This window comes from Azotobacter armeniacus (genome assembly GCF_054779355.1).
In genome coordinates, this window is record NZ_BAAGYK010000033.1 from 86,845 (window position 1) to 112,607 (window position 25,763).

Sequence of the window (25,763 nt, forward strand, 5' to 3'; positions counted from 1 at the left end):
CCCGGCATCGCGCTGAAATCGTTCTGGAGCGTTGCCGCCGACCTCAGGGCCGACCGCCTGCAGGCAGGTGCTGCCCGGCCATCCGCTCGCCGCCATCCCGCTGCATGCCGTCTACCCTCACACCTGCCACCTGGCGCCGCGGGTGCGACGCTTTGTCGAATTCATCGGCGAACGCCTGGAACGCACTTGGCGGGAGGAAATCGCCGAGGCGGCGGCGCGGCATTGAAGGGGCAGTCCGTTCTGGGGGCTCGCCAAGGACACCGCCGTCTGGCTGATGAGCACAAACCTGTGCCCCTGCACGATGCCAGGAGACATAGCCGGCCGGGCTACAGCCTACGCATTGCGCTCACTGCCTCTCACCTCTGTTGTTCCAACGAAGCGCTGCGCTTCCAGCGATAACCCGCCCGAAAAGCTGGATAATTATCCAACTGTTATCTTTTTGATTTAAAAGAATTTTTTCTTCTCGCCAAAGCGAGCTCCCGTTGCGCTGGAACCAGCTCGGCCATTCGTCTACTTCGCGTTTACAAGCTACATGTTAGCGACCTAACGTTAGCCACCTAAGGTCGACTCCAAATCAAGGACAGGGACAATGAACCAGGGAAACCAACAATTTGATCCGACGCGCGGACCGCGCCTACTACACGGGGGTAGAAGTTATGCAAATGCCGAGCATGACCCGGAGCACAGTCCGGGAGTTTGACGGCAAAAGCTATGTTGTGTTGAGGACCGTCAGCGGCGAGCTGGTCCATGTGTACCGTGTGCTACCAGCCTATGGGCATCACCGTGGGCAGCTGAAGAAGCTGAAGGAATTCCCGAAAGAAGTGGCCGAACAATGAACCAACTCCACCCAATATCTGCCCTGGCATTCGTCTATCAACCGGTTGGCAGCTGGAGACTTATTAACTGACGGCCGACATGGGCCTAACTGTCTGCATTAGCAGTTCATCCATCCGCACGTCTCCCACCCCGCATTCCCCGCAGCAGGTATGACGAAGTGGACAGGAGGCACACCAAGTAGAAACTGGAGCAGGCCTACCAAGAAGCCACGGCCAAGCTCGTCAATGAGGGGGGGAAGAGTCATGAGCAACATAGTCGACATGGAACGCGCACGCAGGAAACGGCGCATCAGAGAATGTGTCGCGTACATGGACCGGTTGTGTATTGAACTCCTTGAAAATTCGGCGACTAGCCCTAGGGTGCAGCAGTTGGCAAGAGACATGTTCAGGAAGCGATTCGGCTTTGATTATTTTGAGTGCGTGTAGGGAGTGATAAAACTAATGAGGTCTATCTGCGCGCCTACGACAGCGCCAGCCATGCCAAGTCATCATTCGGATGCTACTTCGACTTCTACAATCTACGTCGGCCGCACACGGCACTTGATCGCAGGACACTAGATCAGGCGTGCTTTCCAGCGCTGCCCATGCCCAAGGCAGCTTGAGAACCGCAGGCAATCCACTTATCGAACCGGGCTTGGCTGTTCAAATAAACGGGGCCACTTCTGGCTGAGCGGTAGAGTGTCCTCCTACCGAGCCCTCCAGAACCATTATGCCACCACAACGATCAAAACTTCATTTGACAACATCCACTGAAATCCTTAGGTTTGAGCGATGAGTTATGGGCTTGGCAGTGGAGCCCTTAATCGAGCCGTTCCGATTTATTTGCATTAAGCTGATTTTTGCGAATAGGCAATTTTTCAAAGGGACTTGAGAAATGAAGAACGCAAATGATGCGTCAGTTGCCACTACACTGATGCAGTCAGATCTATCGCAGTTCGTCGGCGATGGAATAACCTCGCCGAATGCCGCCTGGACCTTCGGTGGCGATACGCCAAAGCATTTCGAAAGTCATGTCGCCAAATCGGTGCCTCGCTACGCCGATGGTCACGACATCGTTCTGGCCACCAGTGATTTTTTTGTCAAAAGCAATTCGGTCTGTTACGAGCTAGGCTGTTCCACCGGCGCACTGACTCGCAAACTGGCGACCCGCCATACAGCTTCTACCCGCTGGGTAGGCATCGATGTTGAACCCAATATGATCGCTCAGGCTCGGGAAATCCTAAACAAGGAAATGCCGGAAGTCAGTAACGTCACCTATGTGGTGGACGATATTCTCACCTATCCCTATGAACCAGCTGACTTCATGGTGGCCTACTATACGGTGCAGTTCGTCCATCCAAGGATTCGCCAGGATATCTACAACTGCATCTATCAGTCTCTGAACTGGGGTGGAGCCTTCTTACTGTTTGAGAAGGTAAGAGGCCCTGATGCTCGCTTCCAGGACATCATCAGCAGTATTTACACCGACTACAAGCTCAATCAGGGCTATGCCCCCGCTGAAGTGATTGCCAAAGCCCGTAGCCTGAAGGGCGTTCTGGAGCCGTTTTCCACCAACGGGAACCTGGACATGCTTAGGCGTGCCGGATTCACCGACATCATGACCGTCTTCAAGCATATCTGCTTCGAAGGTTTTTTCTGCATCAAATAACCATGCCCGGTCTGGTTCCATGATTATGGAAAACTATCTTTGCGAATATCTGGAGTCCGTCGGCATAGTTGAAGGTATCACTGCCAGCACGGTGCCCTGCGAAATATGTGGAAGTCTTGATCACGAGATTGTTGTTGAGGAGGTGGAAACAGGCCCGGAGCGCTTTGCCCGACTACCTGTGGTGGGGTGTATTCATTGTGGCCATCTCTACCAGAACCCCCGCTTCAATCGGGATTTCTACGATACCTACTATGACAAATACTATCGCTTGATGCTCTTTGGCAATAGCCAATTGGAGCGAGACTTCGTAGTGGATCAGCTACGACGGGGCGAGTACCTGTACCAAAGTCTAGAAAAATACCTACCTGCCAAAGGGCACCTACTGGATGTGGGTTGCTCTGCCGGGGGATTGATGGTGGCTTTCGCCAAGCGGGGTTGGAAAGTTTTTGGCACGGACCCGGATAGTACTTACGCCCGGTTCGGCAGGGAAAAGCTCGGCCTGGATATCCTCCCCGTAGCCGCCGAAGACATGGACTTGCCCGATGAATATTTTGACCTTACGGTTATTACCGGTTCTCTGGAACACGTATTCGATGTGAATGGTGTATTGGAGATCTGCCGTCGGGCTTGCAAACCAAATGGTCTGATGTTCATTGAGGGACGGGCTCTGGGTTATGGAGTGCAAAAAGGCTTTTTCAGCCATAACCACCGCCGCTACCTCAGTGCCACCTCCATAGAACTGCTGATGCTCAAGCACGGCTGGTTACCCGTGCTATCAACAGCGGCCCCCCTTTGTGGCCCAACCCGGCCAGGGGGCGTGTATGTGTTGGGGCGGGCTTGCGCACCCATGGAGCCTTCCATCTTGCAACAGGAAATTGCTCGAGGGCACCGAGACCGCTTGGCGGATGTGCATCAGAAGCTCTCCCAACTGCGAGGTGTGGCGTGAGCGGAGAGTGCGAGTACGAAAAGCCAGCCACTGAGCCAGTTCGGCCATTACGCATCTTCCGCATGGACCTGCGCCTGTTCCCGCCCCAGGGCGATGCTGGAGATCGCCGCCATACGATATATGACCCGAGAACCGACCTGTCCTATTTCCTGGGAGCCGGGGAGTTGCTGGTGGCGCAGTTGTTTGACGGACAACGCAGCCTGGAAGACATCGCCGCCCATTTGGCCCGAGAGCACGGTAAAGCGTGCTCCATGAAAACACTGGCTGCTTTTGAGCACAAGCTCATCCAGCTGGGCCTGTTGGCAGACTCTCTGGAGGCCAAGTCGAAAAAACTGCTGGACCCGGCCATCGGCATTAGTTATGGCCCCCTGAAAGCCTTGCTGATGATTCCAGTGCTGCGCATGAATCCGGCAGTCATGCTGAATTTTCTCTATTGGCATTGCCGCTGGTTGTGCACTCCGGGTTTCGCCATTTTAGGTGCGGGGATCATCTTGGCTGCCCTGGCCTGTATCGCCAACGGCCATGAGGCGTTCTGGCAAGATACCAAGGCTGTCTACGGAGGTAATGCCAGCTGGCTGCTATGGCATTACCCGGTGGTGGTGGTATCCATCTTCTTCCATGAAATCGGCCATGCCCTGACTTGCCGCCACTACCGGGTGCGTATCACGGACTTTGGCATTGCCGTCTATCTGCTTCTGGCTACTGGTTGGGCGCGCCCCTTGCAAGGGGACTGGAGCGCATTACACAAGCACCAGAGGATCATCAGCATTGTTATGGGGCCCTATGCCAGTCTGCTGTTTGCAGCTATCGGGGTGCTCCTCTGGCAAGGCACCAGGACTATGCTGATGGGCGCGGGCTCTTCGGTCGGAGATGCCTTGGCATTCTGGCACACCATTGGCGTAGTGATGGCCGTCAGCTCCACTATGGCCTTGATTCCCACCTTGCTGCCCATGTTTAACGGGGACACCTACCTAGCCATTACCGAGTTGATCGGTATTCCCCGCCTGCGCCAGCGTGCCTTCGGCTATGTGAAGGGCTTGGGTAGCCGCAGTCCCCATAAGGAACACTTAAGCCCCCGCCGAAAGCTGCTGTACTGGTTGACCGTAGCCGGCACTGCCTTGGGCTGGGTGGTGGTGTGGGCACTGTTAGTGCAACTGGCCTTACTAATTTACCAATGGCTATTCTCATAACTTACCGTACCCGCGGATAAAAGGGCCGCTCATTGCTGCAACGCTTTTCTCCCTGACACCAGTCTGGGCGATTTCATCCGTTTTCAATACAAGGAGTAATGTATGAGCAACAGTAACAAGGACCCCCTCCTGCTCAAACTCGATGAAGAAGAGGTTGCAGAGTCCGGCAATGAGGTCACCCCTGTGACCCCGGAAAAGACGCCTCAAGGTTTCGAAGAGTTCGATCTTGATGACATTGAAGTAATCGAGAGCAAGGTCTTCGCTTAATTCCACGTATTTATCTGGAACGCCACGAAGGCCTGCCATAAAGGTTGCCATCTTCACCCATCCCTCTCTATGCGAAAGCACCGGAAAGGGATGGGGACGAATGGTTCTCTATGTCATTCATCACATCGAAATCAATATGATCTTCACAAAACCTGATGCAATCGGCGTTGGTATTCAGTACAACCCGGAGATTCTCGATTGGTTCCCCTTTGAAGAACTGCAGGTCGATCTCTACGAGATTCTGGTAGACAACATTATGGCCCCCTTGGATGGGCCGCAGATCATAAAGCCTTCTGCCCGCAAAACCATCGAGCGGCTGCGCAGCAAATGCCCACTGATCGCCCACTCCAACTATGGCTGTGATTTCGGCTTCTCCCCCTTGGAGCAGACTGCCGCCGCCCGCCGCCACATTGCCCTGAGTCACATGATCGGTAGTCCCTGGGTAGCGAACCATTGCTTTTACGGGGATGAGTCCTGGCTGGATAGTTGGAGCAGCCCTGTGCAGTTTTCCCGCGAGGAAGTCGAGCGCTGCGCCCTGCGGGCCCACCACCTGCAGGAAATGTACGGGCGACCCTTGGCCCATGAGAACGCGGCCTACTACCTCCCCTGCCCGGGAGCGGAAATGCGCGAGGCGGAGTTCATGGCCCGCCTGGTGGAGCGGTCAGGCACCTTTTTGCACTTGGATCTGCACAACATTTATACCAATTCCATCAACTTGCCAGGCTATGACCTGAAGGATTATCTGAACACTATTCCCCTTGATCGCGTCATTGCCGTTCACCTGGCTGGGGGAAGCTGGTTTGGTGGCCTCTACCACGACTGGCATGACGCCAGCATTCCTGAGCCGGTGTGGGACCTGTACGAGGAAATCCTGCAGCGGGCAAGCCCCTCGGCCATCATCCTGGAATACCAAGGGCAGGCCCATCACCCGGACACACGCATCCTCGGCAAGACGGAGGATGCCGATATGATCTACGAAGATCTCGCCCAGGCCAAAGCCCTTTGGCACCGTTATCGTGGAGCCCCCTCCAGTCTCCCTACGCAAAAAAACCAGTCCCCTTCGGGAGAGGAGATAGCTTGATGCAAGCTCAAACCGTATGGCAGGTATGGCGGCGCATCATGCGCGAAGTTCCATTGCAAAATGCCTTGTTCAATACCCGGCCTCACGAAGGCCCAGCTGCGGATGTGCTGGCCTCATTCGGGCTGAACGAGGAACAACAGGCAGCGGCCCGGGCCTACGCGAGCCAAGCGGATCGGGCAAAGTGGTTCGTACTCAACTACCGCTTCCGCCTCTCCAATTCCTTTCTGAATGCCCTGGAAACCGGGGCCCCGCTCGTGTTGCGCGCTCTATTGAACAAGGGGGCGAATATCAATCAGCTCGGCGAGGAATTTCTGGATACTCAGGAATGGAAAGATTTCGGCCCTTACGTCTACAGCTATTGCCAGGCCGCTCTGGATTTTCTTGCCCGCCATGAAGTGAGTGCGGAACCTTTCGGCTTGCGGGATCTGATCGGACTGGAAATGACTGTGGTGGCGCTGATGCGCGACCTGGCAGACCAGCCCAGCCTCACGACAGAAGAGATCACCGTGGATACCGGCCCCTTGCAGCGCACTCCCTACGCCAAAACCTTTTGTAGCAAGAGCAAGCTTTCCCACTGCCTGCGCGACAAGAAGTCACTGGGCCGGGTGAGCCTGGAAGCAGAAACGGAACACTATTTAGTATTCCTGCCGCATGTTGAACTCTCCCATAAATACTCGCTGCTACCCCTGCGGGCGGTGGAAATCCTGGCTGCCCTGGAAAAACCCTGTCCACGTCAGGAGCTGCCCGCCCGGTTGGTATCGCTGGGTTTTGCCGCCAGCAGCAAGGACGACGAGCACTGTCTGATTCAATTGAAGGCCCAGCGGGCACTCTGTGGCGAGGGTTGCTGAATTGACCCACAAAGCAAACCCTCTACGCCACATATCCCAGGAAGAGAGCACCCTCTCGCCGGCCGCATTCATCGCTGAACCCGGCGCACCGGGCAGCCCGGAGGAACATCCCATGGTCCCCGCCGCCTCCCGGCAGCAAGGGCAATGGCCCAAAGCCCGCTGCTCGGATTTTTTCTGGATGCGTTCAGCGGGGTTTCCTTTTGAACTGCTCGACTCCCTGAGCGTCCTAGAGAGCTCGCCCCTGCTGCAGCGCTATGAGGAATTGCTGGACAGTATCCATACCGCTGAGGAGATGCTCAAAGGCATCGTCGCCGCAAACGCTCCAACAGCCCTGGCCAAGCTGGAGCGCAAGTTCAAGGAACGGGCTCCCCTCGGAAGCGGCGACATGCCCCAGTCAGTACGTGAAGCAGGCGGCCCGTGGTTTGCCCGGCGCCTGGCCGATCTGCAAGAGGCTCAAACCTTGTGCGAGCAGCTGCTCCCGACGTTTTCCATGGAGCTGGGGGATAACCGACGCCGCCTGCTTGCCTGCCTGAGTAGCCCGGAAGCCAGGGAAGCACTGTTTCTCTCCAATCCCGAATCACTGCAACGGGTCGATGCCCTGACCGCCTCGCTCGCCAATGACCAAGCGTCCCTGGACAGGCGTAGCCGTCAACGCCTGCGCCTTGGCTGGAACTACCTGCAGCGGTTATGTGCGAAAAACGATACTTCCAGCTTTTTCGGGCCGATCACCTGGGGACGCTTCCGTCCAGACTGCGACGTGCCCCTACAGGTGCAGTGTCCTCCCGGCCCCTGGCTGGCCAGCCGTCAGACCTTCTTTGAGCATTGGGTCATCCTGCGCCTTTCCCGGGCCATTATCGAAGACCCCTTGCTCCACCCGGCAATTCCCCTGACCCTAACTCCAGGCTGCCATGTCAGAAATAAACAGCTTCACTTCCCACTGGACAAGCAATGGCCCCTGCACGGCCCCGCCCTGGCCGTGCTCCAAGCCTTGCAAACGGATTGCGGCCAATCTATTCCCCGCAGCCAAAAACAACTGCACCACACCCTGACAGCCGAAGGGATATCCAGGGAAGAGTATCTCCCCCTCCTGGGATTCCTCTTGGACAAAGGAGTACTGGAGGCCCAGTTGGCGGTTCCTCCGGGACACCCTCAGGCCATGGCGCAATTGCGTGCCCAGGTGCATGCCTTGGACGCTCCGGCAACCGCCAAAGCCCCCTGGTTACAGGTGATCGACCAACTGGAAGCCCAGCGCCAAGTATTTGCCCGGGGAGATTTGGAAACCCGTTGCAAGGCACTGGAGGCCATGAGCCGGACTTTGGCCGGGGCCAGGGTAGACCTCTACCGCGCTCAGGGAAAAATGTATGTGGGGCGTTTTCCGGTGTATGAAGACTGTGGCCGTAACTTACACGTCACCTTAGGCGACCCTCTGGCGTCGGACATCCAACACGCCATGCAGATCGTGATGGAATTGAACCACTGGCTAGCCGGTGCTGTGGCAGTACGCTTGCATGATCACTACCTGCAGCACTGGCAGGCCCTGGCCTCAAGGGATGAGTCCCGGGCAGTGGACTTCCTGAAATTTTACAATGCCGTGCAAGGGCATCAGGACTGCCAGGGGGTAACCGGGGAGATCCGTGCCATCCTTCAAGCTGCCTGGGAAAAATTGGCTCAAGAGACCCTGACGGCGTCTCCGGATGAGCTGCGCCTGAGCGAGGAAGATCTGGGCGCCCTGCTGGCCATCCTGCAACAGCAGGAGCCCCGGGCCAACTGTTTCCCCGGTTTCACCTTGGGGGTGCACTCCCCGGATTTCATGCTGGCCGCCCGTGACGAGGCTGCTGTAGCAGCCGGTGACTATGCCTGGGTGATTGGCGAGATCCACCCGGCGGTGCATACCGTCTCTCAACCGGTGGCTCAGCCCTTCTGCCCGGACCCAGCGGCAATCCGCACAGAGGTAACCGACCTCCTGGCTCCAGCCACGGCAGTACTGGCCGACTCCTCGGAAACTTACCAGCGCTCCCATATCGACTGGCTCGATGTCGAATCACTCTACCAGGTCGTGCTTCCGGGCAGCGTTGGCCGCGTCGACAGCGAGCGCTGCCTACCTGCAGGGCGGGGAAAAGTGATCCTCGATCAGGGCATCCTTTACTATCAGGATAGTTTCACCGGTTTTACTCAGGACTTGCTCACAGTGATCCCCAGCGAGCTGCATCGGGCCTGCTTTGCCCTGGCCAGGAACCTGCTTGGCTATGGTATTTCCGCCCGGGTGGTGTGTTCCCGCCTGATCCTTAAGCGCCGGAGCTGGAACATACGCCCGCAGGACCTGCCTGGCCCGGGCCTGCCAGCGGAAGATCTGCACAGCTACCTGCAGTGGCGCCAGTGGGGCCGCTTGCGGGACATGCCACGGTACGTGTTCGTCAAGATCACTGGGGAGCCCAAGCCCATTTTTGTGGATTTCGGCAACCCCCTTTCCCTTGATCTGCTAGCCAACCTGTGCAAGACCCCACAGGACATGCTCTTCTCAGAAATGCGTCCTACCCCCGACGAACTGTGGTTGAAAGACGGCAGAGGGCGTTATTGCAGTGAATTCCGCACCTCCTTCGTCTCCCTTAATCCTACTGTGGCACAAGTGCAGATACCGCATGTATGAGCCCCACTATAGGCAGTGGCAAAGCTCAAACACGGGACTTGGCGTTGAGCGCCGGGCTGCCGCGCAGGAGGTAATCCACGGGAAGCGCAGGCACCTGGCTACCAATTTATTGACCCACTAGGACCACCCCCTCCCATCATTACGAGAAAAGCTTGATATGCAACAAATCGACACGGGCAATCCGACCGGAGGGGGAAACTCCCCCTCCGGGGGTACCCAGGAGCAAGCACATCGCCGCCTACTCCAATTGCTGGCAACGGTATTGCTCCCTTTTGCCCTAGCCCACTTCGCTTCCTACCTCTACCGTACGGTCAACGCAGTGGTTTACCCAGACTTGGCCAGGGATCTGGGCCTGGCGGCCAACAGTCTGGGCTTGCTGACCAGCGCCTATTTCCTCACCTTTGCCATCGCACAGTTGCCCCTTGGCGTAGCCCTGGACCGCTTCGGGCCACGCAAGGTACAGGTGCCTATGTTGATGGTGGCTGCTGCCGGCGCCTTGTTGTTCGCACACGCCCATTCCCTCGGGGAGCTGGCAATAGCACGGGGTTTGATCGGTTTTGGCGTGGCCGGGTCCCTGATGGCGGCCATCAAGGCCTGCTCGCTATGGCTGCCCTCGGAAAGGCTGCCCCTATCCACTGCCGTACTGCTCTCGGTAGGCGGAATGGGAGCCATGGCCTCTACCACCCCCATGCAGATCGCCCTCAACCACACGGACTGGCGAGAGGCCTTTCTGTTTCTGGGCCTGAGCACCCTTTTGGTGAGCGTACTGATTTTTACCGTGGTGCCGGAGCATCCGCAGAAGCAGAAAACCCGTCTGACCGACATGGCCAGAGCCGTGGGCCAGCTATACAGTGCCTGGTCCTTCTGGCGGCTTGCCCTGTATACCCTGTTCGCCCACGCTACCTATATGGCAGTGCAAGGTTTATGGATGGGCCCCTGGCTGCGAGACGTTGGGCATCTCTCCCGCCCGGAGATAGCTAATGTGCTGTTTTCCGGTACCGTGGCAATGGTTGCCGGTTCCCTAGCTTTCGGCTGGATCACCGACGCCCTGCGCAAATACGGCTTCCAGCCGGTTTTCGTCTGTGGCACGGGGGTCTGCATTTTTCTGCTCTTCCAAGGCCTGATGATTTCCGGGGTTCCGGTTAATCCTCTGCTGGTGGTTATCGGTTTCAGTCTTTTTGGCACAGCCACCACCATGAACTATGCCATCGTCGCCCAAAGCGTGCCTTCCCATCTAACCGGACGAGTCAGCACCTCTTTCAACTTGCTGGTATTCCTATTAGCGTTTGCAGTGCAGTGGGGGCTAGGTAGCATCATCAACCAATGGACAAGCAGCAATGGCATGTATCCGGAAGAAGCCTACCGGATAGCACTCGGTATTAATCTGCTGCTTCAGATTCCCGGCATTCTGCTATGGATCAGTTTTCGCCCTTGGCAGCGCAGTTCTTAACGTTGATATCCCCCCGGCCTTTAGCCGGGGGGGATATCAAATCATCCAAAAATCCATTGAGCTGGTAGCAAGATGCCGGAAGACCGAAGCCGGAATTTCCGCCAGCTCGCTACCAGCACAAGTCACTTTGGCTTATGACTGAGGCCTTTGGTATCAGGGCATGCTACAGACCAGGGCGGCACTTTCGAAGGTGAACACTTAAGCCCCTACATTCAAGGCACGGCATAGCGCGCCGCCAACCACCTCCGAAGGCGCTCGGCGCTTGGGGGCGAGCAAGCCTCGTGGGAGCAACTGCGGCACGGCTCTTCACTACGTCCCCTCATCGCGTCCCACCCGGACTCCCCACTGGTCCGGCATCACCGCGCATTTTTCGCATCTCGCCGAACTCGACTCAATCTAACCGCTGGGATGCTTATTCGCTGTCGACGCGCATCCTTGGTTTACGCCCGGCTTCCCAGAGGATGTCACCCTTGCCGATGCCCTTCCCCACTCATCCAGCGCCCCGGCCGTCGGAAAGGAGTCCTCGAATCAAGCCTTGACTTCGCTGTTACTTAATCTGGACTACCATCCATATAGATGGCGAGGGGATGGAAATGAGCATTCACGAATTTCGACCGAAGGCCGGAGAAACGACCGAAAAGATCACGATCAACCTGGGGGTCGTCGACCTGGGACAGATCGACCTGCTGGTTCAGGAAGGCTTTTATTCGAATCGAACCGATTTCATTCGCACGGCGATTCGAAATCAATTGGCGCCTCATGCCGAAGTGATTCGTGAAACGGCCGCCCGCAAGACCTTCGTCCTCGGCCTGCAGCACTACACCCGCCGCGATCTGGAGGCCGTGCAGGCAGCCGGACAAAAGCTCCAGATCCAGGTCCTGGGACTTGCTAGCATTGCAACGGATGTACCTCCCGAACTCGCGCTGGCGACGATCGATTCGATCGTCGTGCTCGGCGCGCTCCATGCCAGCGCCGCGGTGAAGGCCGCGCTGGCGGGCCGAATCAGGTGACCGCAAGAGCGGCCCCAAGGAGACTCAATCCAATGAACGTACAACCCAATTCCGACCTGCTCGAAGCCACACGGCTGACGCGCTCCGGCCAGCTTCTCGAAGCAACGGCCCTCATTCAACGTGCGCTGGGGGGGCACTCGGCGCCACAGCCCACGGCCAATCCCTCCTCGAAAAGCAGCGCAGGGGAAACGGTGATCGAAGGCAGCTTCCGCGTCATCGATAGCAGCCCGTTTGCCACGGACAGCACGACGCAGAACGTTGACCGGGATAAGGCATACACCTGGGACAAGCGCGAAACCGTTATCGAACCGATCTTCCCGTCGTCGCGCTTCGGTGCCACCCTGCGCGAGAAACTGGTCAATTTCCGGGGACCGACGCCGGTCTTCGACCCGATCATCCCCCAGCAAGCGCCGGATGCGATACCTGAGGGCGCCAGATTCATTACGGGCTCGTACACCAATCCTGCGGGTACCCGCAGCTACAAGCTGTATGTCCCGAGTGGCTATCAGGGGCAGCCGTTGCCCCTGGTCGTCATGCTGCATGGGTGCACACAAAGTCCGGACGACTTTGCCGCCGGCACCCGCATGAACGAATTTGCCGAGCAGGAGCCCTGTCTCGTGCTTTATCCGGCCCAGTCGACCGCGGCGAATTGTTCGAGATGCTGGAACTGGTTCAATCCGACGGACCAGCGCGCCGACCAGGGCGAGCCATCGCTGATCGCCGGCATGACGCGCACTGTCGCGGCAAGCTACAAGGCCGATCCGCGGCGTATCTATGTCGCCGGCCTGTCGGCCGGCGGCGCAATGGCAACGACGATGGCGATGACCTACCCCGACCTGTATGCCGCTGCCGGCATCCATTCCGGGCTGCCCCACGCGGCCGCGCACGACCTGCCTTCCGCATTCGCCGCGATGCAGCAGGGAGCCAAGCGCGCCGGGCAGCAGGCGACGAGCGCAGGAAACGGCAGAGCGCCCGCACGTCCCGTCCCAATCATCGTCTTCCATGGGGACTGCGATACGACTGTTCATCCTGGCAATGGCGACCAGGTGATCATCCAGTTTTCGCCGACCGCCTCCCGCCCCGCTGCCCAGCCGAAAACCGGCGCGAATCCGGATGTGGATGTGAAGGTGGAACGGGGCCAGGCGCCGAAGGGGCATGCCTACACCCGTACCATCTATCACCACCCGAGCGGCTTGCCGCACGTGGAGCAGTGGACGATTCACGGCGGGGGTCACGCCTGGTCCGGGGGCAGCACCCGCGGCTCCTATACCGATCCTCAGGGCCCGGACGCGACGAGGGAAATGATGCGCTTCTTTCTCACGCACCCTTTCGATTGAATTCGAGCGCGGAACGCAGAGCCGTCGAGGCAAGCGGAGATCCGTTCGAACGCTCCCGGCGCCAGCGGAGACGGTGGTGCCGGGTTTCGGGGCTGTCCAGCTGGTTGAGCCGCATGGATGCGGCGAAAGGACTGATGGAGCAGCAATCGTCCTGACACCAACCCCAGTGCCCACTCCACTACAAATACACACTCTCTCCCTTACCCATCCTTTACCCTGCTCTGACAGCCCTTTCTACTGTGAAATGCCGACTGCAAGCAGTACGTGGTGGTCCAGCCGCCGCCCGCGGCCCCGGCGCTGCCGGCCAGCAGCCACGAGGCGATCGCCTACCCGTAGGGCGGGCAGAGCCAGGACCAGCAGGCACGCGACCATTGCGAGAGCATCGCTGGGCGGTCAACCAGAGCGGCTTCGATCCGTCCACCACGAGCCAGACACCGGCGGCTGCCACTGCGGACGACTACCGGCGGGCGCTGGGGGCCTGTCTGAGCAGGCGGGGGTACAGCATCAACTGACGAAGCAGGTTGCTGGCGGGTTGCATCCACCCATACATGGCTGCGGGGAGTCTCGTTGGCTGGCCGGGTATACAGGATCGCTGGTCCCCCCTCGGCTCTTCGGTTTCGCTCGACCTGCTACTGCGCGGCAGAGGCTGGGTCGGACTGCTCACGCAGGTCGCTGACGATCCGCCCATCCACCAGCTCGACCGTACGGGCGCAGCCAGCCGCCAGGCGCGGGTCGTGGGTGACCACCAGCACCGCGCAGCCGAACTGCGCGTTGAAGCGGCGGAACAGTTCGAAGACGTTTTCCGCGGTATGGGTATCCAGGTTACCGGTCGGCTCGTCGGCCAGCAGCAGGGCCGGGTGGCTGACCAACGCGCGGGCGATGGCGACGCGCTGCTGCTGGCCGCCGGACAGCTCGGTGGCCTTCTTCCCGGCGAAGCCCTCGAGCCCGACCTCGGCCAGGAGACCGCGAGCGCGGTCGATGTCCTCGGCACCGGGCTTGCCGTGGCGGATCATCAGCGGCATCAGCACGTTGTCCAGCACGCTGAAGGCCGGGATCAGGTGGTGGAACTGGAAGACGAAGCCGATCGCCTGGTTGCGCAGGCGGGTGCGTGCCGCGTCGTCCAGCTCGCGGGTCGCCCGGCCCTGCAGGTAGAGCTCGCCGGCGGTCGGGCTGTCGAGCAGGCCGATGACGTTGAGCAGGGTGCTCTTGCCCGAGCCGGACGGACCGATCAGCGCGGTCAGCTCGCCGCGTTCCAGACGCAGGTCGATGCCGTGCAGCACCTCGCTCTCCTGCGGCGTGCCGGGGTTGTAGACCTTGCGCACGCCGGCCAGGCGCAGCACCTCGCTGGGGCCGTTCACGGACTCAGACATAACGGATCGCCACCGCCGGGTCGTAGCGGGCGGCGCGGCGCGCCGGCACGGCGGCGGCGAGCACGCCGGTGAGGGTCGCCACCGCCATGGCGCCGGGAATCAGGGTCGGCTCGACCAGGATCTCGAACAGCCGCGCGCCGAAGCGGTTGAAGGCCTGCACCAAGACCCAGGCCAGCGCCCCGCCTACCCCCGAGCCGAGCAGCCCGAGCAGCCCGCCCTGGATCAGGAAGACCCGCAGGATCTGCCCGCGCGGACTGCCCATGGCGCGCAGGATGCCGATCTCGCGGGTGCGCTGGACCACGCTCACCGCCAGCACGCTGGCGATGCCGAAGGCCACCGAGAGGCCGACGAAGATACGGATCATCTGGGTGGTCATGGTCTGCGAGCGCAGCGCATTGAGCAGCTCGCCGTTGGTGGCCATCCAGCTCTCGGCCTTCAGCCCGGTGAGCCGGGCCAGGCGCACGGCGATGTCCTCGGCGGCGAAGATGTCGCCGACCTTGGTGTCGATCACCGTCACCGCGCCGGGCAGGTCGAGCAGGGTCTGCGCCTGCTTGAGATCCAGGTAGACGTGGCGGGCATCCAGCTCGCGCACGCCGAGCTCGAAAATGCCAGTGATGTCGACGATCGCCTCGCGCCCCTCGCCGGCATCCAGGCGCAGCTTGTCGCCCAGGTCCAGGCCCAGGTCGCCGGCCAGCTCCTTGCCGATCACGGCATGCCCGACGCCGACCTCGAAACGCCCGGCGATCAGGTCGTCGGCCACCGGCACCACGCGCTGGTAGCGCTCGGGATCGATGCCCAGCAGGGAGACGGAGGCCCGCGCCACGCCGCGCCGGCCCATGGCCGGACCGCTGACCACCGGCGACACGGCGAGGATGCTGGGCTCCCGGTCGAGCACGTCGCGCACGTCCTGCCAGTTGCTGATCGAACGCAGGCGTTGCGGCCGCGGGTTTTCCAGGTCGAGGGCAACCACCCCAGGCGGGGCGGGCAGGACGCGGTTGACCTCGTCCGGCGGCAGCATGCGGATGTGCGCCTGGGTACCCAGGGTGCGCGCGATGACGTTGCTCTGCAGCCCGGTGACCAGCGCGGTGATGAATACGATCACTGCACAACCAACAGTGATCCCGACCAGGATCAGCAGGGTCTGCAGGTAGTTGTCGAGGAGAAAGCGCAGGGCGATCTTCCATTCGAGCCACAGCGACCCGGCCAGGCCCATCGCCATCAGTCCGCCCGGCCCAGGGGCAACGGCTGCTCGCGCCAGCGCACGCGCCGGCCTTCCTCGGCCGCCACGGCCAGCACCCGGTCGCCGGGCGCCAGGCCCTCGAGCACTTCACTGAGCGCGGTGCCGCGCAACCCCAGACGTACCGGCACTCGCTCCACCCGGTCGTCCTGCAGGCGCAGCACCTCGCCACGCGAGCCGTCGCGCCCCTGCACGGCATCGTTGGGCAGCACCAGCGCCTGCTCGCGGCGGCCGGTCTCGATGTTCACCGACACCGTCATGCCCTGGCGCAGGAAATCGGCCGCCTCGAGCAGGTCCAGATGCACGTCGAGGGTGCCGCGACTGGTATCCACGGCCGGGGCCAGGTAGCTGACCCGGGCGGCGAGGATCCGCTCGGGATAGGCGTCGGCCACCACCCGGGCGAGCTGCCCGGGCACGACCGGCGCCAGGTCCTTCTCGTCCAGCGGCAGGAGGATCTCGCGGCCGCCTGCGCGGGCGATCTCCAGCAGGGTGCGGCCCGGCTGCACCAGATCGCCCGGCTCCACCGCCCGGGTCTGCACGATGCCGTCGACCTGGGCGTGAATACGTGTGCGCGACAGTTCCACGCGGGCCGCCTCCAGGCGCTGGCGCAGCACCTGCTCCTCGCTGCCGCCTTCGGAGAGGGCCGCCGCGGCAAGGCGCGCACGCTCGTGGGCCACCCGCGCGGCCGTCTCGGCGCGGCGCGCCTGCTCGCGCTCCTCGGCGGCGATCACCCGGCGCTCGGAGAGGATGTCGCGGCGCTCCCGCTCGCGGCGCGCCTGCTCCAGGTTGGTCTGGGTTTCGCGCAACAGCGCCTCGGCCTGCGGGCGGGTGGAATGCAGCAGTTGCTCCAGCGCCGCCTCGGCCTCGCGCACGCGGGCCCGCTGCTCGTCGTCGCGCAGTTCAAGCAGCAGGTCGCCGGCATGCACTGCATCGCCCTCGCGCACGTGCCGGGCCATTACCACCCCGGTGATCTCGCTGCCGACCTGGGCGACGGACTGGCTGCCCACCTCACCGCTGGCCACCACCCGCTGCACCAGCGGCCGCAACTCTAGACGATAGCCGGGCAGCTCGGGGCCCCGCCAGCTGCGCCAGAGCCATCCGCCGACGATAGCCAGCGACAGCAGGGCGAGCCAGAAGAAACGCAAGCGTAGGGGAGCAAGCACCGGGTCTCCTCGAATCCGGCCAGGGTGGCCAGTCGTGACGGACGCCCCCAGCATAGCAAGCGAAGCACCAACGGGACGCTTCAGCAGGCGATGCGCGAGCCGGTGTAAGCGGCCCTGGCCACGGCCTGCCGGACTTCGCCCGCGAGGTGTGGGTCGGGCAGCATCCTGTACTTCCTCGCCGCTGGCACCTACTACCGGTGGAGTGTCGACCGCAAGCAGTACGTGGTAGTCCAGCCGCCGCCCGCGGTCCCGGCGCTGCCGGCCGGCAGCTACGGTGATCGCCTATCCGTCGGCCGGGCAGAGCCAGGACCAGCAGGCGCGCGACCGTTAGTTATAAGTGCCATCGCTGGGCGGTCAACCAGAGTGGTTTCGACCCGTCCACCGCGAGCCAGGCGCCGGCGGTGGCCACGGCGGACTACTACCACCGGCGGGCGTTGGGGGCTTGTCTGAGTGGGCGGGGGTATAGCATCAACTGACCAGGAACGATTGAGTTGGGCTTGTTGGCCCGAGCACTGGGTGTGCGGACGAAGCGCTTTCCTCGGCACGAGCGACAGGTTTCGCCTTGCACGGCGAGTTCCTTTCTTCTTGCTTGCCCAAGAAGAAAGGAACCAAGGAAGAAGGGCACCAGACATCCGGCCCTTCACTGCGCTGCGCTCCATTACGGGTTCCCTCGCTCCGGCACTCGGCCTCCTGACGGGACAGGGGAGTGAGCTGAAGGTTGGGCGGAAAGCCTAAAAGCAAGCTGGCTGCAGCCTTGCTTTTGCTCTTCATGCAGAGACCAACAGGCAGCGCCGAACGCCCCTTTCAGGAGGCCGAGCGGAGTCATCGCGCAAGGGGTCGAGCGGCATGGATGCCGCGAGAGCTGCGAGGGCCATGGATGGCCCTTCGCAGCGGGCCCCTGGGGCGGCGACGGAGGGAATCCGGAGCGAAGCGCAGGGCCGGATGATAGGGGCAAGCGTTTTTGGTTACTTTTGTCCCGGCCGGGCAGGCGCGACTGACAAAAGTGACCCACCGTGAAAGGCAGAATCTGTCGGTGGGGCTGAGGAAAGCGTTTCGTCATGCACCCGAGAAACGTGCCTATTCCGTTCTGTTAGACCTATCCAAAGCTACCCATAGGTAGCTTTTTGCTAACTTCCTGCTTCGACGGGGCCGGTTTCACCCTGGCGTTGCCGCCAGGGCCAGCGCCTTCCCCTCCACAGGCTGACACCGTGGAACTCACGGTGTAATGCTTCAGATTGATTGCCGCGTTGCCGTCCCGGTCGTGCCGGGTCTGGCAGTCTGGGCACGTCCAGGTACGCACCGCCAACGGCAGGCTCTCCCGCACATGCCCGCAGCACGAGCAGGTCTTGCTGCTGGCGAACCAGCGATCCGCCACCACCACCTCGCCACCGCGCATCTCGCTCTTGTAGTCGAGCTGGCGGCGGAACTCGAAGAACCCCATGTCCGCGATGGCGCGTGCCAGCCCGCGGTTCTTCAACATCCCGGCCACGTTCAAGTCCTCGATGCCGATCACCGGAAATCGGCGGGTCAGACTCGTGGTGAGCTGGTGCAGGGCGTCCTGGCGGATGTTGGCGATCCGGGCGTGCAGGCGGGCCAGCCGGGCGCGGGCCTTCTTGCTGTTGGCCGACCCCTTCTGCTTGCGACTCAGGCTGCGCGACAGCCGACGCAGGCGCTTGAGCAGGACGGCATGCGCCTTCGGCCCGGCGATCACCTCGCCCGTCGTGAGCGTGGCCAGCGTGGACACCCCCAGATCCACACCGACCACGCCTTGGTTTTCGGCTTTGGGCAGGTGGGTCAGGTCCTGGGTATCCACGGTGATGCTGGCGAACCAGCGGTCAGCCACGCGGGAAATCGTGGCCGAGAGGATCTTGCCGGAGAAGCGCAACGCCTCCCGCATCCGCACCCAGCCGAGATTGGGGATGCGGATGCGGCAGCCGTCGAGAGCGAACTGATCGTTGGTCAGGGTGAAGCGGTCGTGCATGCCTTTACGGCGGAACCGGGGGTGCTTGGCCCGGCCGGCGAAGAAATTCTTGAATGCCTCCCCGAGCTGGATGATGGCCATCTGCGGGGCGTTCTTGGTGACTTCGAGCATCCAGGGGAACTGCTCGCGCTTGATGGCGTTGAGCTGGCGGCGCAGCGCGGCCTGCGACGGCTTGGGTTGCGCCGGGTCGGCCTTGTGCGCCTCGTACTGCCGCCCCCATTCCACCAGCGCCCAGTTGAACGCGAAGCGCGCCACGCCCGCCGCACGGGCGAAGTAGGTCGCCTGTGCGTTGTGGGGATCGAGGGCGATCTTGTGGGCGAGGATCACGACTGCGCGTCCTCCACCGCTTTTTTCACGCCATCGAGCAGCTTCTGGTTCTTGCGGCTGCGGGAGCCGTACAGCCGGGCGCTGAATACGGTGCTGATCTCCAGCACATCCTTGGCCAGATCCTCCTCGAAGGTAGTGTCCTCACCCTGGTTCAGGATGACCACCTCGACGCTCTTCGCCTCGCAGATGGCGAACACCAGTTCAGCACCGAAGCGCAGCAGGCGATCCTTGTGGGTGATGACCAGTCGCCCGACCTGCCCCTCGATGATGGATTCCAGCAGGCGCTTGAGCCCTTTCTTCTGGTAGTTCATGCCGGAGCCCAGGTCGGCGATCACCTCGAACGTCCAGCCCTGGCGGGCGCAGTACAGCTCCAGCGCCTGCTTCTGGCGCTCCAGGTCGTCCTTCTGGTCGTGGCTGGAAACGCGAGCGTAGGCCACCGTCCTGCGGCAGGCCTCGGCCTCCGAACGGAACAGCTCAGGCTTCAGTTTGGCGAGGTCGTAGCGGCGGTGGCCGCCTGCCGTGTGCTCGGCAACCAGTTTGCCCGATGCCTCCCAGCGGCGCAGCGTCGTGATCGACACGCCCAGCGCCTTGGCGGCTTCACCAATGCTTACTAATCTATCCATATTGGATAGCATTGCAGAGCTATGATGGTGCTTCAATCAAACTGTTAAAGCCCTCTACGAAAAATCCTCCCCTCTCACTGGCGGAAACTCGATCCGCACCCGCAGCCCTCCACTGGCCCCATCCAGCAGCCGGATGGCCGCCTGGTGCGCCCGGCAGATCTCGCCGACGATCGCCAGCCCCAGCCCGGCGCCGCCGCGCTGCGGGTCGAGCCGCTGGAAGCGCTCGAAGACCCTCTGCCGGGCGCTCTCCGGGATGCCCGGGCCGTCGTCCTCCACCTCCAGCACGGCGGGCGCGGCTACCCGCAGGATCACGTTGCCGCCCGGCGGGGTATGCGCCAGGGCGTTGTCCACCAGGTTGCTGAGCAGTTCGTTGAGCAGCGTAGGCTCGCCCGTCACCCAGACCTCACCGTGCCCCTCGAAGGCCAGCGCCACGCCGCGGGCGTGTGCCAGGGGCGCCAGGGCCAGGCCCAGTTCGCGGCACAGACTGCCCAGCTCGACCGGCTCGGCGCCGCCCTCGGCAATCGCCTGGGCGCTGCTTTCGATCCGCGCCCAGGAGAGCAGTTGGTTGGCCAGGTGGGACAGCCGGTCGCCGTTCTGCCGGGCCTCCTCCAGGGTGCGGTACCAGGCGTCCGGGTCGCGCTCGCGCAGGCCCAGCTCGAGGCGCGCCTTGAGTGCCGCCAGCGGCGTGCGCAGCTCGTGGGCGGCGTCGGCGATGAACTGCGACTGGCGCTCCAGGAGGTGGCGCAGGCGGCCGGTGAACAGGTTCAGAGCGGAGACCAGCGGCAGCAGTTCGCGCTGCACCGTGACCCTCGGCAAGGGCCGCAGGTCCTCCGGGGAGCGCTCCTCCACTGCCTGGCGCAGGCGCTCCAGCGGGCGCAGCGCGGCGGTCACCACGAACCAGGCCAGGGCCATGGCGCCGACCGCCTGCAGGCCCATGCGCAGCAGGGTGTCGACGAGCAGGCCGCGGGCCATGCGCTCGCGGGCCTCCTCGGTCTCGGCCACGCGGATTTCCGCCATGCCGCTGAGCGTGGTTTCGCTGACCGGCTGCTGCAGGCTGACCACCCGCACGCTCTGGCCCCGGTAGTGCGCGTCGTAGAAGCGCGCCAGGGCCGGGTAGTCGCGGGTCAGCAGGGTGTCCACCGGCGCCCCGGGGAGGTTCTCGTAGCCGGACAGCAGCTGGCCGTGGATGTCCAGCACCTGGTAGTAGATGCGCCCGGCGCTGTCGAAGGCGAAGCTGTCCAGGGCCAGATAGGGGATATCCGCGCGCAGGCTGCCGTCGGTTTCGGAGAGTCCGGCGGCGATGCTCCGCGCCGAGGCCAGCAGGGTGCGGTCGTAGGCCCGGTCGGCGGCCTGGCGGCCGTTGTAGTAGGCAGTCAGTCCGCTGATCGCCAGCAGCACCGCCAGCAGCCCGGCCATGCGCCGCAGCAGGCGGCCGCGCAGGCTGCCGTCGACGCGGATGCCGCCGGCCGGCTCATTCACCGCGCGCCTCCAGCAGGTAGCCGAGGCCGCGGAAGGTCACGATGCGCACCGCGCTCGCCTCCAGCTTGCGGCGCAGGCGGTGGATGTAGATCTCGATGGCCTCGGGACTGACCTCGTCGTCCAGGCCGAACACCTGGGAGGCCAGCTGCTCCTTGCTCATCACCCGCCCCGGCCGGGCGATCAGCGCGCTCAACACGGCCTGCTCGCGGGCGGTCAGGCTCAGCGGCTCGCCGGCCAGGCTGAAGCGGCTGGTGGCCAGGTCGTAGACCAGCTCGCCGCAGCGCTGCTGGCGCTCGCCGCCGAGCACGCTGCGCCGCAGCAGGGCCTTGACCCGCGCTTCCAGCTCGGTCAGCTCGAAGGGCTTGGCCAGGTAGTCGTCGGCGCCGAGGTTCAGCCCCTGCACCCGGTCCTTGACCTCGGCGCGGGCGGTGAGCATCAGCACCGGCACCCGGTTGCCACGCTCGCGCAGGCGGGCCAGCACCTCGAAGCCGTCGAGCCGGGGCAGCCCCACGTCGAGCACCACCAGAGTGAAATCCTCGCTGGACAGCGCCAGGTCGGCGGCCACCCCGTCGTGCAGGACGTCCACGGTCAGCCCCGCCGCGCGGAGCGCCTGGGCCACGCTGTCGGCCAGCGGGGCGTGATCCTCGACCAATAGAATTCGCATGCCGGTCTCCGCAGGCTGGGGGAATACCGGCCAGTGTACAGGCACGAAGCCAGATTGATCAGCGGGGATCACCGGCGAAAGCTTGGCGAAAGCTTGGCTCTCTAAGATAGCTCTCAGAGTCGCTCGCCGGGTCCGCCAAACCACCACGGACGAGCCTCGCCCCGGCAGCCGCCGTGCAGTGATGCGGCTACCCGACAACAACAACAATGGAAACCACTGTTATGTCCCGCACCCCGTTCGCCCCGGTGGCGCCCCTGCGCGCCCGCCCGCTCCAGACCGCCTTTCTCCTGGCTCGTGCCCGCCGCCGGCGCCCGCCCGCGACAGCCTGCCCGTCCGTCTGAAACCGCATTTCCTGCGACAACAACAACAAACCAGAGGAAAACCTCCATGCGCCCATCGCTGCGCAACACCCTGCTGGCGGCCGGCTCGGCCGTGCTGCTGTCCGCTCCGCTGAGCGCCGAGCCCCGGCGTCCCGAATGCATCGCCCCGGCCGCCCCCGGCGGCGGTTTCGACCTCACCTGCAAGCTGGTGCAGAGCGCGCTGGTCGACGCGAAGCTGCTGGAGAAGCCGATGCGCGTCACCTACATGCCGGGCGGCGTCGGCGCGGTGGCCTACAACACCATCGTCGCCCAGCGCCCGGCCGACCCCGGCACCCTGACTGCCTTCTCCAGTGGCTCGCTGCTCAACATCGCTCAGGGCAAGTTCGGCCGCTTCGACGAGAACGCCGTGAAGTGGCTGGCGGCGGTCGGCACCAGCTACGGCGCCATCGCCGTGCGCGCCGACTCGCCCTACAAGACCCTCGCCGACCTGGCCGCCGCGCTCAAGGAGAACCCCGAACAGGTAGTGATCGGCTCGGGCGGCACCGTCGGCAGCCAGGACTGGATGCAGACCGCCCTGTTCGCCAAGGCTGTCGGCGTCGATCCGCGCAAGATGCGCTACGTGGCCATGGAGGGCGGCGGCGAGATCGCCACCGCGCTGCTCGGCGGGCACATCCAGGTGGCCAGCACCGATATCTCCGACTCCATGGTCCATGTGGAGAGCGGCGGCATGCGCATCCTCGCGGTGCTGTCCGAGCAGCGCCTGGATGAGCCTGCGATGGCCGGCATTCCCACCGCCCGCGAACAGGGCTACGACGTGGTCTGGCCAGTGATCCGTGGCTACTACCTGGGACCCAAGGTGAGCGACGCCGACTACGCCTGGTGGAAGGACTCCTTCGACCGCCTGCTCGCCTCCGAGGACTTCGCCCGCCTGCGCGACCAGCGCGAGCTGTTCCCCTTCGCCATGACCGGTCCCGAGCTGCAGGCCCACGTGACGAAGGAAGTCGCCCGCTTCCGCGAGCTGGCCCGGGAATTCGGCCTCACCCAGTGATTCGAGCGGCGAAGCCCCCGCCGGGGTCTTCGCCCGAGGACGCCATCATGCTGCTGCAACGCCTGTTCCTGGCCGCCTGGCTCGTGCCCGTGCTGGCCATGATCTACATCGGTTCCGCCTACCAGGCGCCGTTCGCCTACGAGCCGGTCGGGCCGCGGGCCTTTCCCCTGCTGATGCTGGGGCTCCTGGCCGCCGGCCTGGTCTACCTGCTGATCCATCCCACGCCGCTGGAGCACGACCCCGACGAGCCGCCGCCCAACGCGCAGACCCTGAGCAAAGTGGGCCTGTGCATCGCCCTGCTGCTGGGCTTTGCCCTGGCCTTCGAGCCGCTCGGCTTCATTCCCGCCAGCACCCTGACCGGGCTGTGCTTCGCCCGGCTCTACGGCGGCCGCTGGCTGCCCAGTCTCGGCCTCGGTGCCGCGCTGGCGGTCGGCCTCTACCTGCTGTTCGACCGCCTGCTCGACGTGCCCCTGCCGCTCGGCATCTTCGCCGGCCTGGAGATCTGACATGGACACCCTCAACTTCCTGATGCAAGGCTTCGGCGTCGCGCTGACCCCGAGCAACCTGCTGATCGCCCTGATCGGCACCGTGGTCGGCACCGTGGTCGGCCTGCTGCCGGGCCTCGGCCCGATCAACGGCGTGGCCCTGCTGATCCCGGTGGCCTTCGCCTTCGGCCTGCCGCCGGAGTCGGCGCTGATCCTCCTGGCCGCGGTCTACCTCGGCTGCGAATACGGCGGGCGGATCTCCTCGATCCTGCTCAACATCCCGGGCGAGGCCTCTACCCTGATGACCACCCTGGACGGCTATCCCATGGCCCGCCAGGGCTTGGCCGGGGTCGCCCTGTCGCTGTCGGCCTGGAGCTCCTTCCTCGGCGCCTTCATCGCCACCTGCGGCATGGTGCTGTTCGCCCCGATGCTGGCCAAGTGGGCGATCGCCTTCGGCCCGGCCGAGTACTTCGTGCTGATGGTCCTGGCCATCGTGGCAATGGCCGGAATGGCCGGTGACAAGCCGATGAAGACCCTGGTCGCCGCGCTGCTCGGACTCTTTCTGTCCTGCGTGGGGATCGACGCCAACAGCGGCGTGTACCGCTTCACCTTCGACAGCATCCACGTCGCCGACGGCATCCAGTTCGTGGTCCTGGTGCTCGGGCTGTTCTCGGTCAGCGAGATCCTCCTGCTGCTGGAGAAGACCCACCACGGCCAGCAGGCGGTCAAGACCACCGGGCGCATGCTGTTCAATTTCAACGAGGCGCGCCGGGTGTTCCTGCTCAACCTGCGCTGCGGCATCGGCGGCTTCATCGTCGGCGTGCTGCCCGGCGCCGGCGCTACCCTGGCCAGCGCCCTCGCCTACATGACCGAGAAGCGCATGGCCGGCGCCGACGGCCAGTTCGGCAAAGGCGACATCCGCGGCCTGGCCGCCCCGGAAACCGCCATCGGCGCCTCCTGCTGCGGCGCCATGGTGCCGATGCTGACCCTCGGCGTGCCTGGCTCGGGGACCACGGCGGTAATGATCGGCGCGCTGACGCTGTACAACATCACCCCCGGCCCCCTGCTGTTCCAGAACGAGCCGGAGCTGGTCTGGGGCCTGATCGCCTCGCTGTTCGTCGCCAACCTGATGCTGCTCGTGCTCAACGTGCCGATGATCAAGGTGTTCACCCGCATCCTCGCCGTGCCGAACTGGGCGCTGGTGCCGCTGATCGCCATCATCACCTCCATCGGCGTCTATGCCGTGCACGCCACCACCTTCGACCTGCTGCTGATGGTCGCGGTGGGCATCCTCGGCTACGTCCTGCGCAAGCTCGACTTCCCGCTGTCGCCGCTGCTGCTCGGCTTCATCCTCGGCGGCCACATGGAGCAGAACCTGCGCCGCGCCCTGTCGATCTCCAACGGCGAGCTGGGCATCCTCTGGTCGAGCGGCATCGCCCAGGGCACCTGGGCGCTGGCGGTGCTGATGCTGGCCCTGCCGCTGCTGCGCATCTGGCGCCGCCGCGCCGCCCGCCGTCAGGTCGAGCCGGTCGCCCTGCCGGAATGACCGCCTGCGGGTCGCCCGGACTTCACCCGGGGCGGCCCGCACGCCGGCTGAAAGCCTGGAGAAAGCCTGCCGCACTAGGCTCGGATGCCAAGATCGCCAGCCGCACTCCCGCGGCCGGCGACGACAACAAAGATGGAATTCCCCCGCATGCCCTGCTCTTCCCCTCTCCGCTCCACGTCCGCCGCCCTGCATCACCGCCCTTGTCCCTGTATCCTGTGCCTGCCGGCGCCCGGCCATGCCCCGGCCCGGGCGAGCGCCTG

The 25,763-nt window shown here is 63.3% G+C and carries 22 protein-coding genes and 2 pseudogenes; 16 read left to right on the forward strand and 8 right to left on the reverse strand.

Going from position 1 to position 25,763, the window contains the following annotated elements; genetic code table 11:
• Window positions 1–31 precede the first annotated feature (31 nt).
• The 6 genes and pseudogenes from ACYVD0_RS07215 to ACYVD0_RS07240 all read left to right on the forward strand — a co-directional run bounded on the left by ACYVD0_RS07215 (window position 32) and on the right by ACYVD0_RS07240 (window position 4,620).
• Window positions 32–226 (forward strand): hypothetical protein, encoded by a 195-nt coding sequence (locus tag ACYVD0_RS07215; protein ID WP_460426187.1) that lies wholly within the window; start codon window positions 32–34, stop codon window positions 224–226.
• 436 nt (window positions 227–662) lie between these two features.
• Window positions 663–836, forward strand: a complete 174-nt coding sequence (locus ACYVD0_RS07220; RefSeq protein ID WP_460426188.1) for a hypothetical protein — start codon at window positions 663–665, stop codon at window positions 834–836.
• 428 nt (window positions 837–1,264) lie between these two features.
• A pseudogene (locus ACYVD0_RS07225) lies at window positions 1,265–1,438 on the forward strand (IS3 family transposase); the annotation flags it as partial.
• Between the two features lie 272 nt (window positions 1,439–1,710).
• Window positions 1,711–2,484 (forward strand): class I SAM-dependent methyltransferase, encoded by a 774-nt coding sequence (locus tag ACYVD0_RS07230; protein WP_460426189.1) that lies wholly within the window; start codon window positions 1,711–1,713, stop codon window positions 2,482–2,484.
• 25 nt (window positions 2,485–2,509) lie between these two features.
• Window positions 2,510–3,430 carry a class I SAM-dependent methyltransferase gene (locus ACYVD0_RS07235; RefSeq protein WP_460426190.1) on the forward strand — a complete coding sequence of 307 codons (921 nt, stop codon included), beginning with the start codon at window positions 2,510–2,512 and terminating at the stop codon, window positions 3,428–3,430.
• 62 nt (window positions 3,431–3,492) lie between these two features.
• Window positions 3,493–4,620, forward strand: a complete 1,128-nt coding sequence (locus ACYVD0_RS07240; protein WP_460426191.1) for a M50 family metallopeptidase — start codon at window positions 3,493–3,495, stop codon at window positions 4,618–4,620.
• On the opposite strand, the gene ACYVD0_RS07245 is transcribed toward ACYVD0_RS07240, so the two are convergent.
• A complete protein-coding gene (locus ACYVD0_RS07245; protein WP_460426192.1) occupies window positions 4,615–4,944 on the reverse strand; it encodes a hypothetical protein in 330 nt (109 codons plus the stop codon). The two genes, ACYVD0_RS07240 and ACYVD0_RS07245, sit on opposite strands and share 6 nt — an antisense overlap.
• Before the next feature lie 43 nt (window positions 4,945–4,987).
• On the opposite strand from ACYVD0_RS07245, the gene ACYVD0_RS07250 reads away from it, so the two are divergent.
• The 6 genes from ACYVD0_RS07250 to ACYVD0_RS07275 all read left to right on the forward strand — a co-directional run bounded on the left by ACYVD0_RS07250 (window position 4,988) and on the right by ACYVD0_RS07275 (window position 13,260).
• A complete protein-coding gene (locus tag ACYVD0_RS07250) occupies window positions 4,988–5,968 on the forward strand; it encodes an MbnB/TglH/ChrH family RiPP precursor modification enzyme (RefSeq protein WP_460426193.1) in 981 nt (326 codons plus the stop codon).
• Window positions 5,968–6,816, forward strand: a complete 849-nt coding sequence (locus tag ACYVD0_RS07255) for a hypothetical protein (RefSeq protein WP_460426194.1) — start codon at window positions 5,968–5,970, stop codon at window positions 6,814–6,816. Before ACYVD0_RS07250 ends, ACYVD0_RS07255 begins: the two co-directional genes overlap by 1 nt.
• Window positions 6,817–6,928: 112 nt before the next feature.
• Complete coding sequence (locus ACYVD0_RS07260) at window positions 6,929–9,463, forward strand: lantibiotic dehydratase (RefSeq protein ID WP_460426195.1); 2,535 nt, start codon at window positions 6,929–6,931, stop codon at window positions 9,461–9,463.
• 157 nt (window positions 9,464–9,620) lie between these two features.
• Window positions 9,621–10,913 carry an MFS transporter gene (locus ACYVD0_RS07265; protein WP_460426196.1) on the forward strand — a complete coding sequence of 431 codons (1,293 nt, stop codon included), beginning with the start codon at window positions 9,621–9,623 and terminating at the stop codon, window positions 10,911–10,913.
• A 593-nt stretch (window positions 10,914–11,506) separates the two neighbouring features.
• A complete protein-coding gene (locus tag ACYVD0_RS07270) occupies window positions 11,507–11,923 on the forward strand; it encodes a CopG family transcriptional regulator (RefSeq protein WP_460426197.1) in 417 nt (138 codons plus the stop codon).
• 32 nt (window positions 11,924–11,955) lie between these two features.
• Window positions 11,956–13,260: a CE1 family esterase gene (locus tag ACYVD0_RS07275; protein ID WP_460426198.1), complete on the forward strand. Its 1,305-nt coding sequence runs from the start codon at window positions 11,956–11,958 to the stop codon at window positions 13,258–13,260.
• A gap of 629 nt (window positions 13,261–13,889) precedes the next feature.
• Here ACYVD0_RS07275 and ACYVD0_RS07280 read toward each other — a convergent pair.
• From ACYVD0_RS07280 to ACYVD0_RS07290, 3 genes are read right to left on the reverse strand one after another with little or no spacing between them, the layout of a single operon-like run.
• Entirely contained in the window at window positions 13,890–14,630 is a 741-nt protein-coding gene (locus tag ACYVD0_RS07280; RefSeq protein ID WP_460426199.1) for an ABC transporter ATP-binding protein, read from the reverse strand.
• Window positions 14,623–15,843: an ABC transporter permease gene (locus ACYVD0_RS07285; protein WP_460426284.1), complete on the reverse strand. Its 1,221-nt coding sequence runs from the start codon at window positions 15,841–15,843 to the stop codon at window positions 14,623–14,625. Before ACYVD0_RS07285 ends, ACYVD0_RS07280 begins: the two co-directional genes overlap by 8 nt.
• A 5-nt stretch (window positions 15,844–15,848) precedes the next feature.
• Window positions 15,849–17,030 (reverse strand): efflux RND transporter periplasmic adaptor subunit, encoded by a 1,182-nt coding sequence (locus ACYVD0_RS07290; protein WP_460426200.1) that lies wholly within the window; start codon window positions 17,028–17,030, stop codon window positions 15,849–15,851.
• A gap of 125 nt (window positions 17,031–17,155) precedes the next feature.
• Here ACYVD0_RS07290 and ACYVD0_RS07295 point away from each other — a divergent pair.
• Window positions 17,156–17,506 (forward strand): annotated as a pseudogene (locus tag ACYVD0_RS07295) (hypothetical protein); the annotation flags it as partial.
• 620 nt (window positions 17,507–18,126) lie between these two features.
• On the opposite strand, the gene ACYVD0_RS07300 reads toward ACYVD0_RS07295, so the two are convergent.
• From ACYVD0_RS07300 to ACYVD0_RS07315, 4 genes are read right to left on the reverse strand one after another with little or no spacing between them, the layout of a single operon-like run.
• Entirely contained in the window at window positions 18,127–19,338 is a 1,212-nt protein-coding gene (locus ACYVD0_RS07300; RefSeq protein ID WP_460426201.1) for an RNA-guided endonuclease InsQ/TnpB family protein, read from the reverse strand.
• The gene (locus ACYVD0_RS07305; RefSeq protein ID WP_460426202.1) at window positions 19,335–19,961 is read right to left on the reverse strand and encodes an IS607 family transposase; all 627 of its coding nucleotides are present in this window, start codon (window positions 19,959–19,961) and stop codon (window positions 19,335–19,337) included. Before ACYVD0_RS07305 ends, ACYVD0_RS07300 begins: the two co-directional genes overlap by 4 nt.
• Window positions 19,962–20,015: 54 nt before the next feature.
• On the reverse strand, window positions 20,016–21,419 hold the full coding sequence (locus ACYVD0_RS07310) for a sensor histidine kinase (protein WP_460426285.1): 1,404 nt from the start codon (window positions 21,417–21,419) through the stop codon (window positions 20,016–20,018).
• Window positions 21,420–21,432: 13 nt separating this feature from the next.
• Window positions 21,433–22,104: a response regulator gene (locus tag ACYVD0_RS07315; protein ID WP_460426203.1), complete on the reverse strand. Its 672-nt coding sequence runs from the start codon at window positions 22,102–22,104 to the stop codon at window positions 21,433–21,435.
• Between the two features lie 387 nt (window positions 22,105–22,491).
• On the opposite strand from ACYVD0_RS07315, the gene ACYVD0_RS07320 reads away from it, so the two are divergent.
• From ACYVD0_RS07320 to ACYVD0_RS07330, 3 genes are read left to right on the forward strand one after another with little or no spacing between them, the layout of a single operon-like run.
• Window positions 22,492–23,472 carry a Bug family tripartite tricarboxylate transporter substrate binding protein gene (locus ACYVD0_RS07320; protein WP_460426204.1) on the forward strand — a complete coding sequence of 327 codons (981 nt, stop codon included), beginning with the start codon at window positions 22,492–22,494 and terminating at the stop codon, window positions 23,470–23,472.
• 47 nt (window positions 23,473–23,519) lie between these two features.
• Window positions 23,520–23,978: a tripartite tricarboxylate transporter TctB family protein gene (locus tag ACYVD0_RS07325; protein ID WP_460426205.1), complete on the forward strand. Its 459-nt coding sequence runs from the start codon at window positions 23,520–23,522 to the stop codon at window positions 23,976–23,978.
• A gap of 1 nt (window position 23,979) precedes the next feature.
• Complete coding sequence (locus ACYVD0_RS07330; protein WP_460426206.1) at window positions 23,980–25,503, forward strand: tripartite tricarboxylate transporter permease; 1,524 nt, start codon at window positions 23,980–23,982, stop codon at window positions 25,501–25,503.
• Window positions 25,504–25,763: the final 260 nt, after the last annotated feature.

Bases quoted from the DNA above. Each gene is read 5' to 3' on its own strand.
- ACYVD0_RS07235 (WP_460426190.1), top strand. From the start codon at position 2,510: ATGGAAAACTATCTTTGCGAATATCTGGAGTCCGTCGGCATAGTTGAA.
- ACYVD0_RS07250 (WP_460426193.1), top strand. From the start codon at position 4,988: ATGGTTCTCTATGTCATTCATCACATCGAAATCAATATGATCTTCACA.
- ACYVD0_RS07285 (WP_460426284.1), bottom strand. From the start codon at position 15,843: ATGGGCCTGGCCGGGTCGCTGTGGCTCGAATGGAAGATCGCCCTGCGC.
- ACYVD0_RS07260 (WP_460426195.1), top strand. From the start codon at position 6,929: ATGGTCCCCGCCGCCTCCCGGCAGCAAGGGCAATGGCCCAAAGCCCGC.
- ACYVD0_RS07230 (WP_460426189.1), top strand. From the start codon at position 1,711: ATGAAGAACGCAAATGATGCGTCAGTTGCCACTACACTGATGCAGTCA.
- ACYVD0_RS07265 (WP_460426196.1), top strand. From the start codon at position 9,621: ATGCAACAAATCGACACGGGCAATCCGACCGGAGGGGGAAACTCCCCC.
- ACYVD0_RS07320 (WP_460426204.1), top strand. From the start codon at position 22,492: ATGCGCCCATCGCTGCGCAACACCCTGCTGGCGGCCGGCTCGGCCGTG.
- ACYVD0_RS07325 (WP_460426205.1), top strand. From the start codon at position 23,520: ATGCTGCTGCAACGCCTGTTCCTGGCCGCCTGGCTCGTGCCCGTGCTG.
- ACYVD0_RS07330 (WP_460426206.1), top strand. From the start codon at position 23,980: ATGGACACCCTCAACTTCCTGATGCAAGGCTTCGGCGTCGCGCTGACC.
- ACYVD0_RS07255 (WP_460426194.1), top strand. From the start codon at position 5,968: ATGCAAGCTCAAACCGTATGGCAGGTATGGCGGCGCATCATGCGCGAA.
- ACYVD0_RS07305 (WP_460426202.1), bottom strand. From the start codon at position 19,961: ATGGATAGATTAGTAAGCATTGGTGAAGCCGCCAAGGCGCTGGGCGTG.
- ACYVD0_RS07220 (WP_460426188.1), top strand. From the start codon at position 663: ATGCCGAGCATGACCCGGAGCACAGTCCGGGAGTTTGACGGCAAAAGC.
- ACYVD0_RS07275 (WP_460426198.1), top strand. From the start codon at position 11,956: ATGAACGTACAACCCAATTCCGACCTGCTCGAAGCCACACGGCTGACG.
- ACYVD0_RS07280 (WP_460426199.1), bottom strand. From the start codon at position 14,630: ATGTCTGAGTCCGTGAACGGCCCCAGCGAGGTGCTGCGCCTGGCCGGC.
- ACYVD0_RS07240 (WP_460426191.1), top strand. From the start codon at position 3,493: ATGGACCTGCGCCTGTTCCCGCCCCAGGGCGATGCTGGAGATCGCCGC.
- ACYVD0_RS07315 (WP_460426203.1), bottom strand. From the start codon at position 22,104: ATGCGAATTCTATTGGTCGAGGATCACGCCCCGCTGGCCGACAGCGTG.
- ACYVD0_RS07270 (WP_460426197.1), top strand. From the start codon at position 11,507: ATGAGCATTCACGAATTTCGACCGAAGGCCGGAGAAACGACCGAAAAG.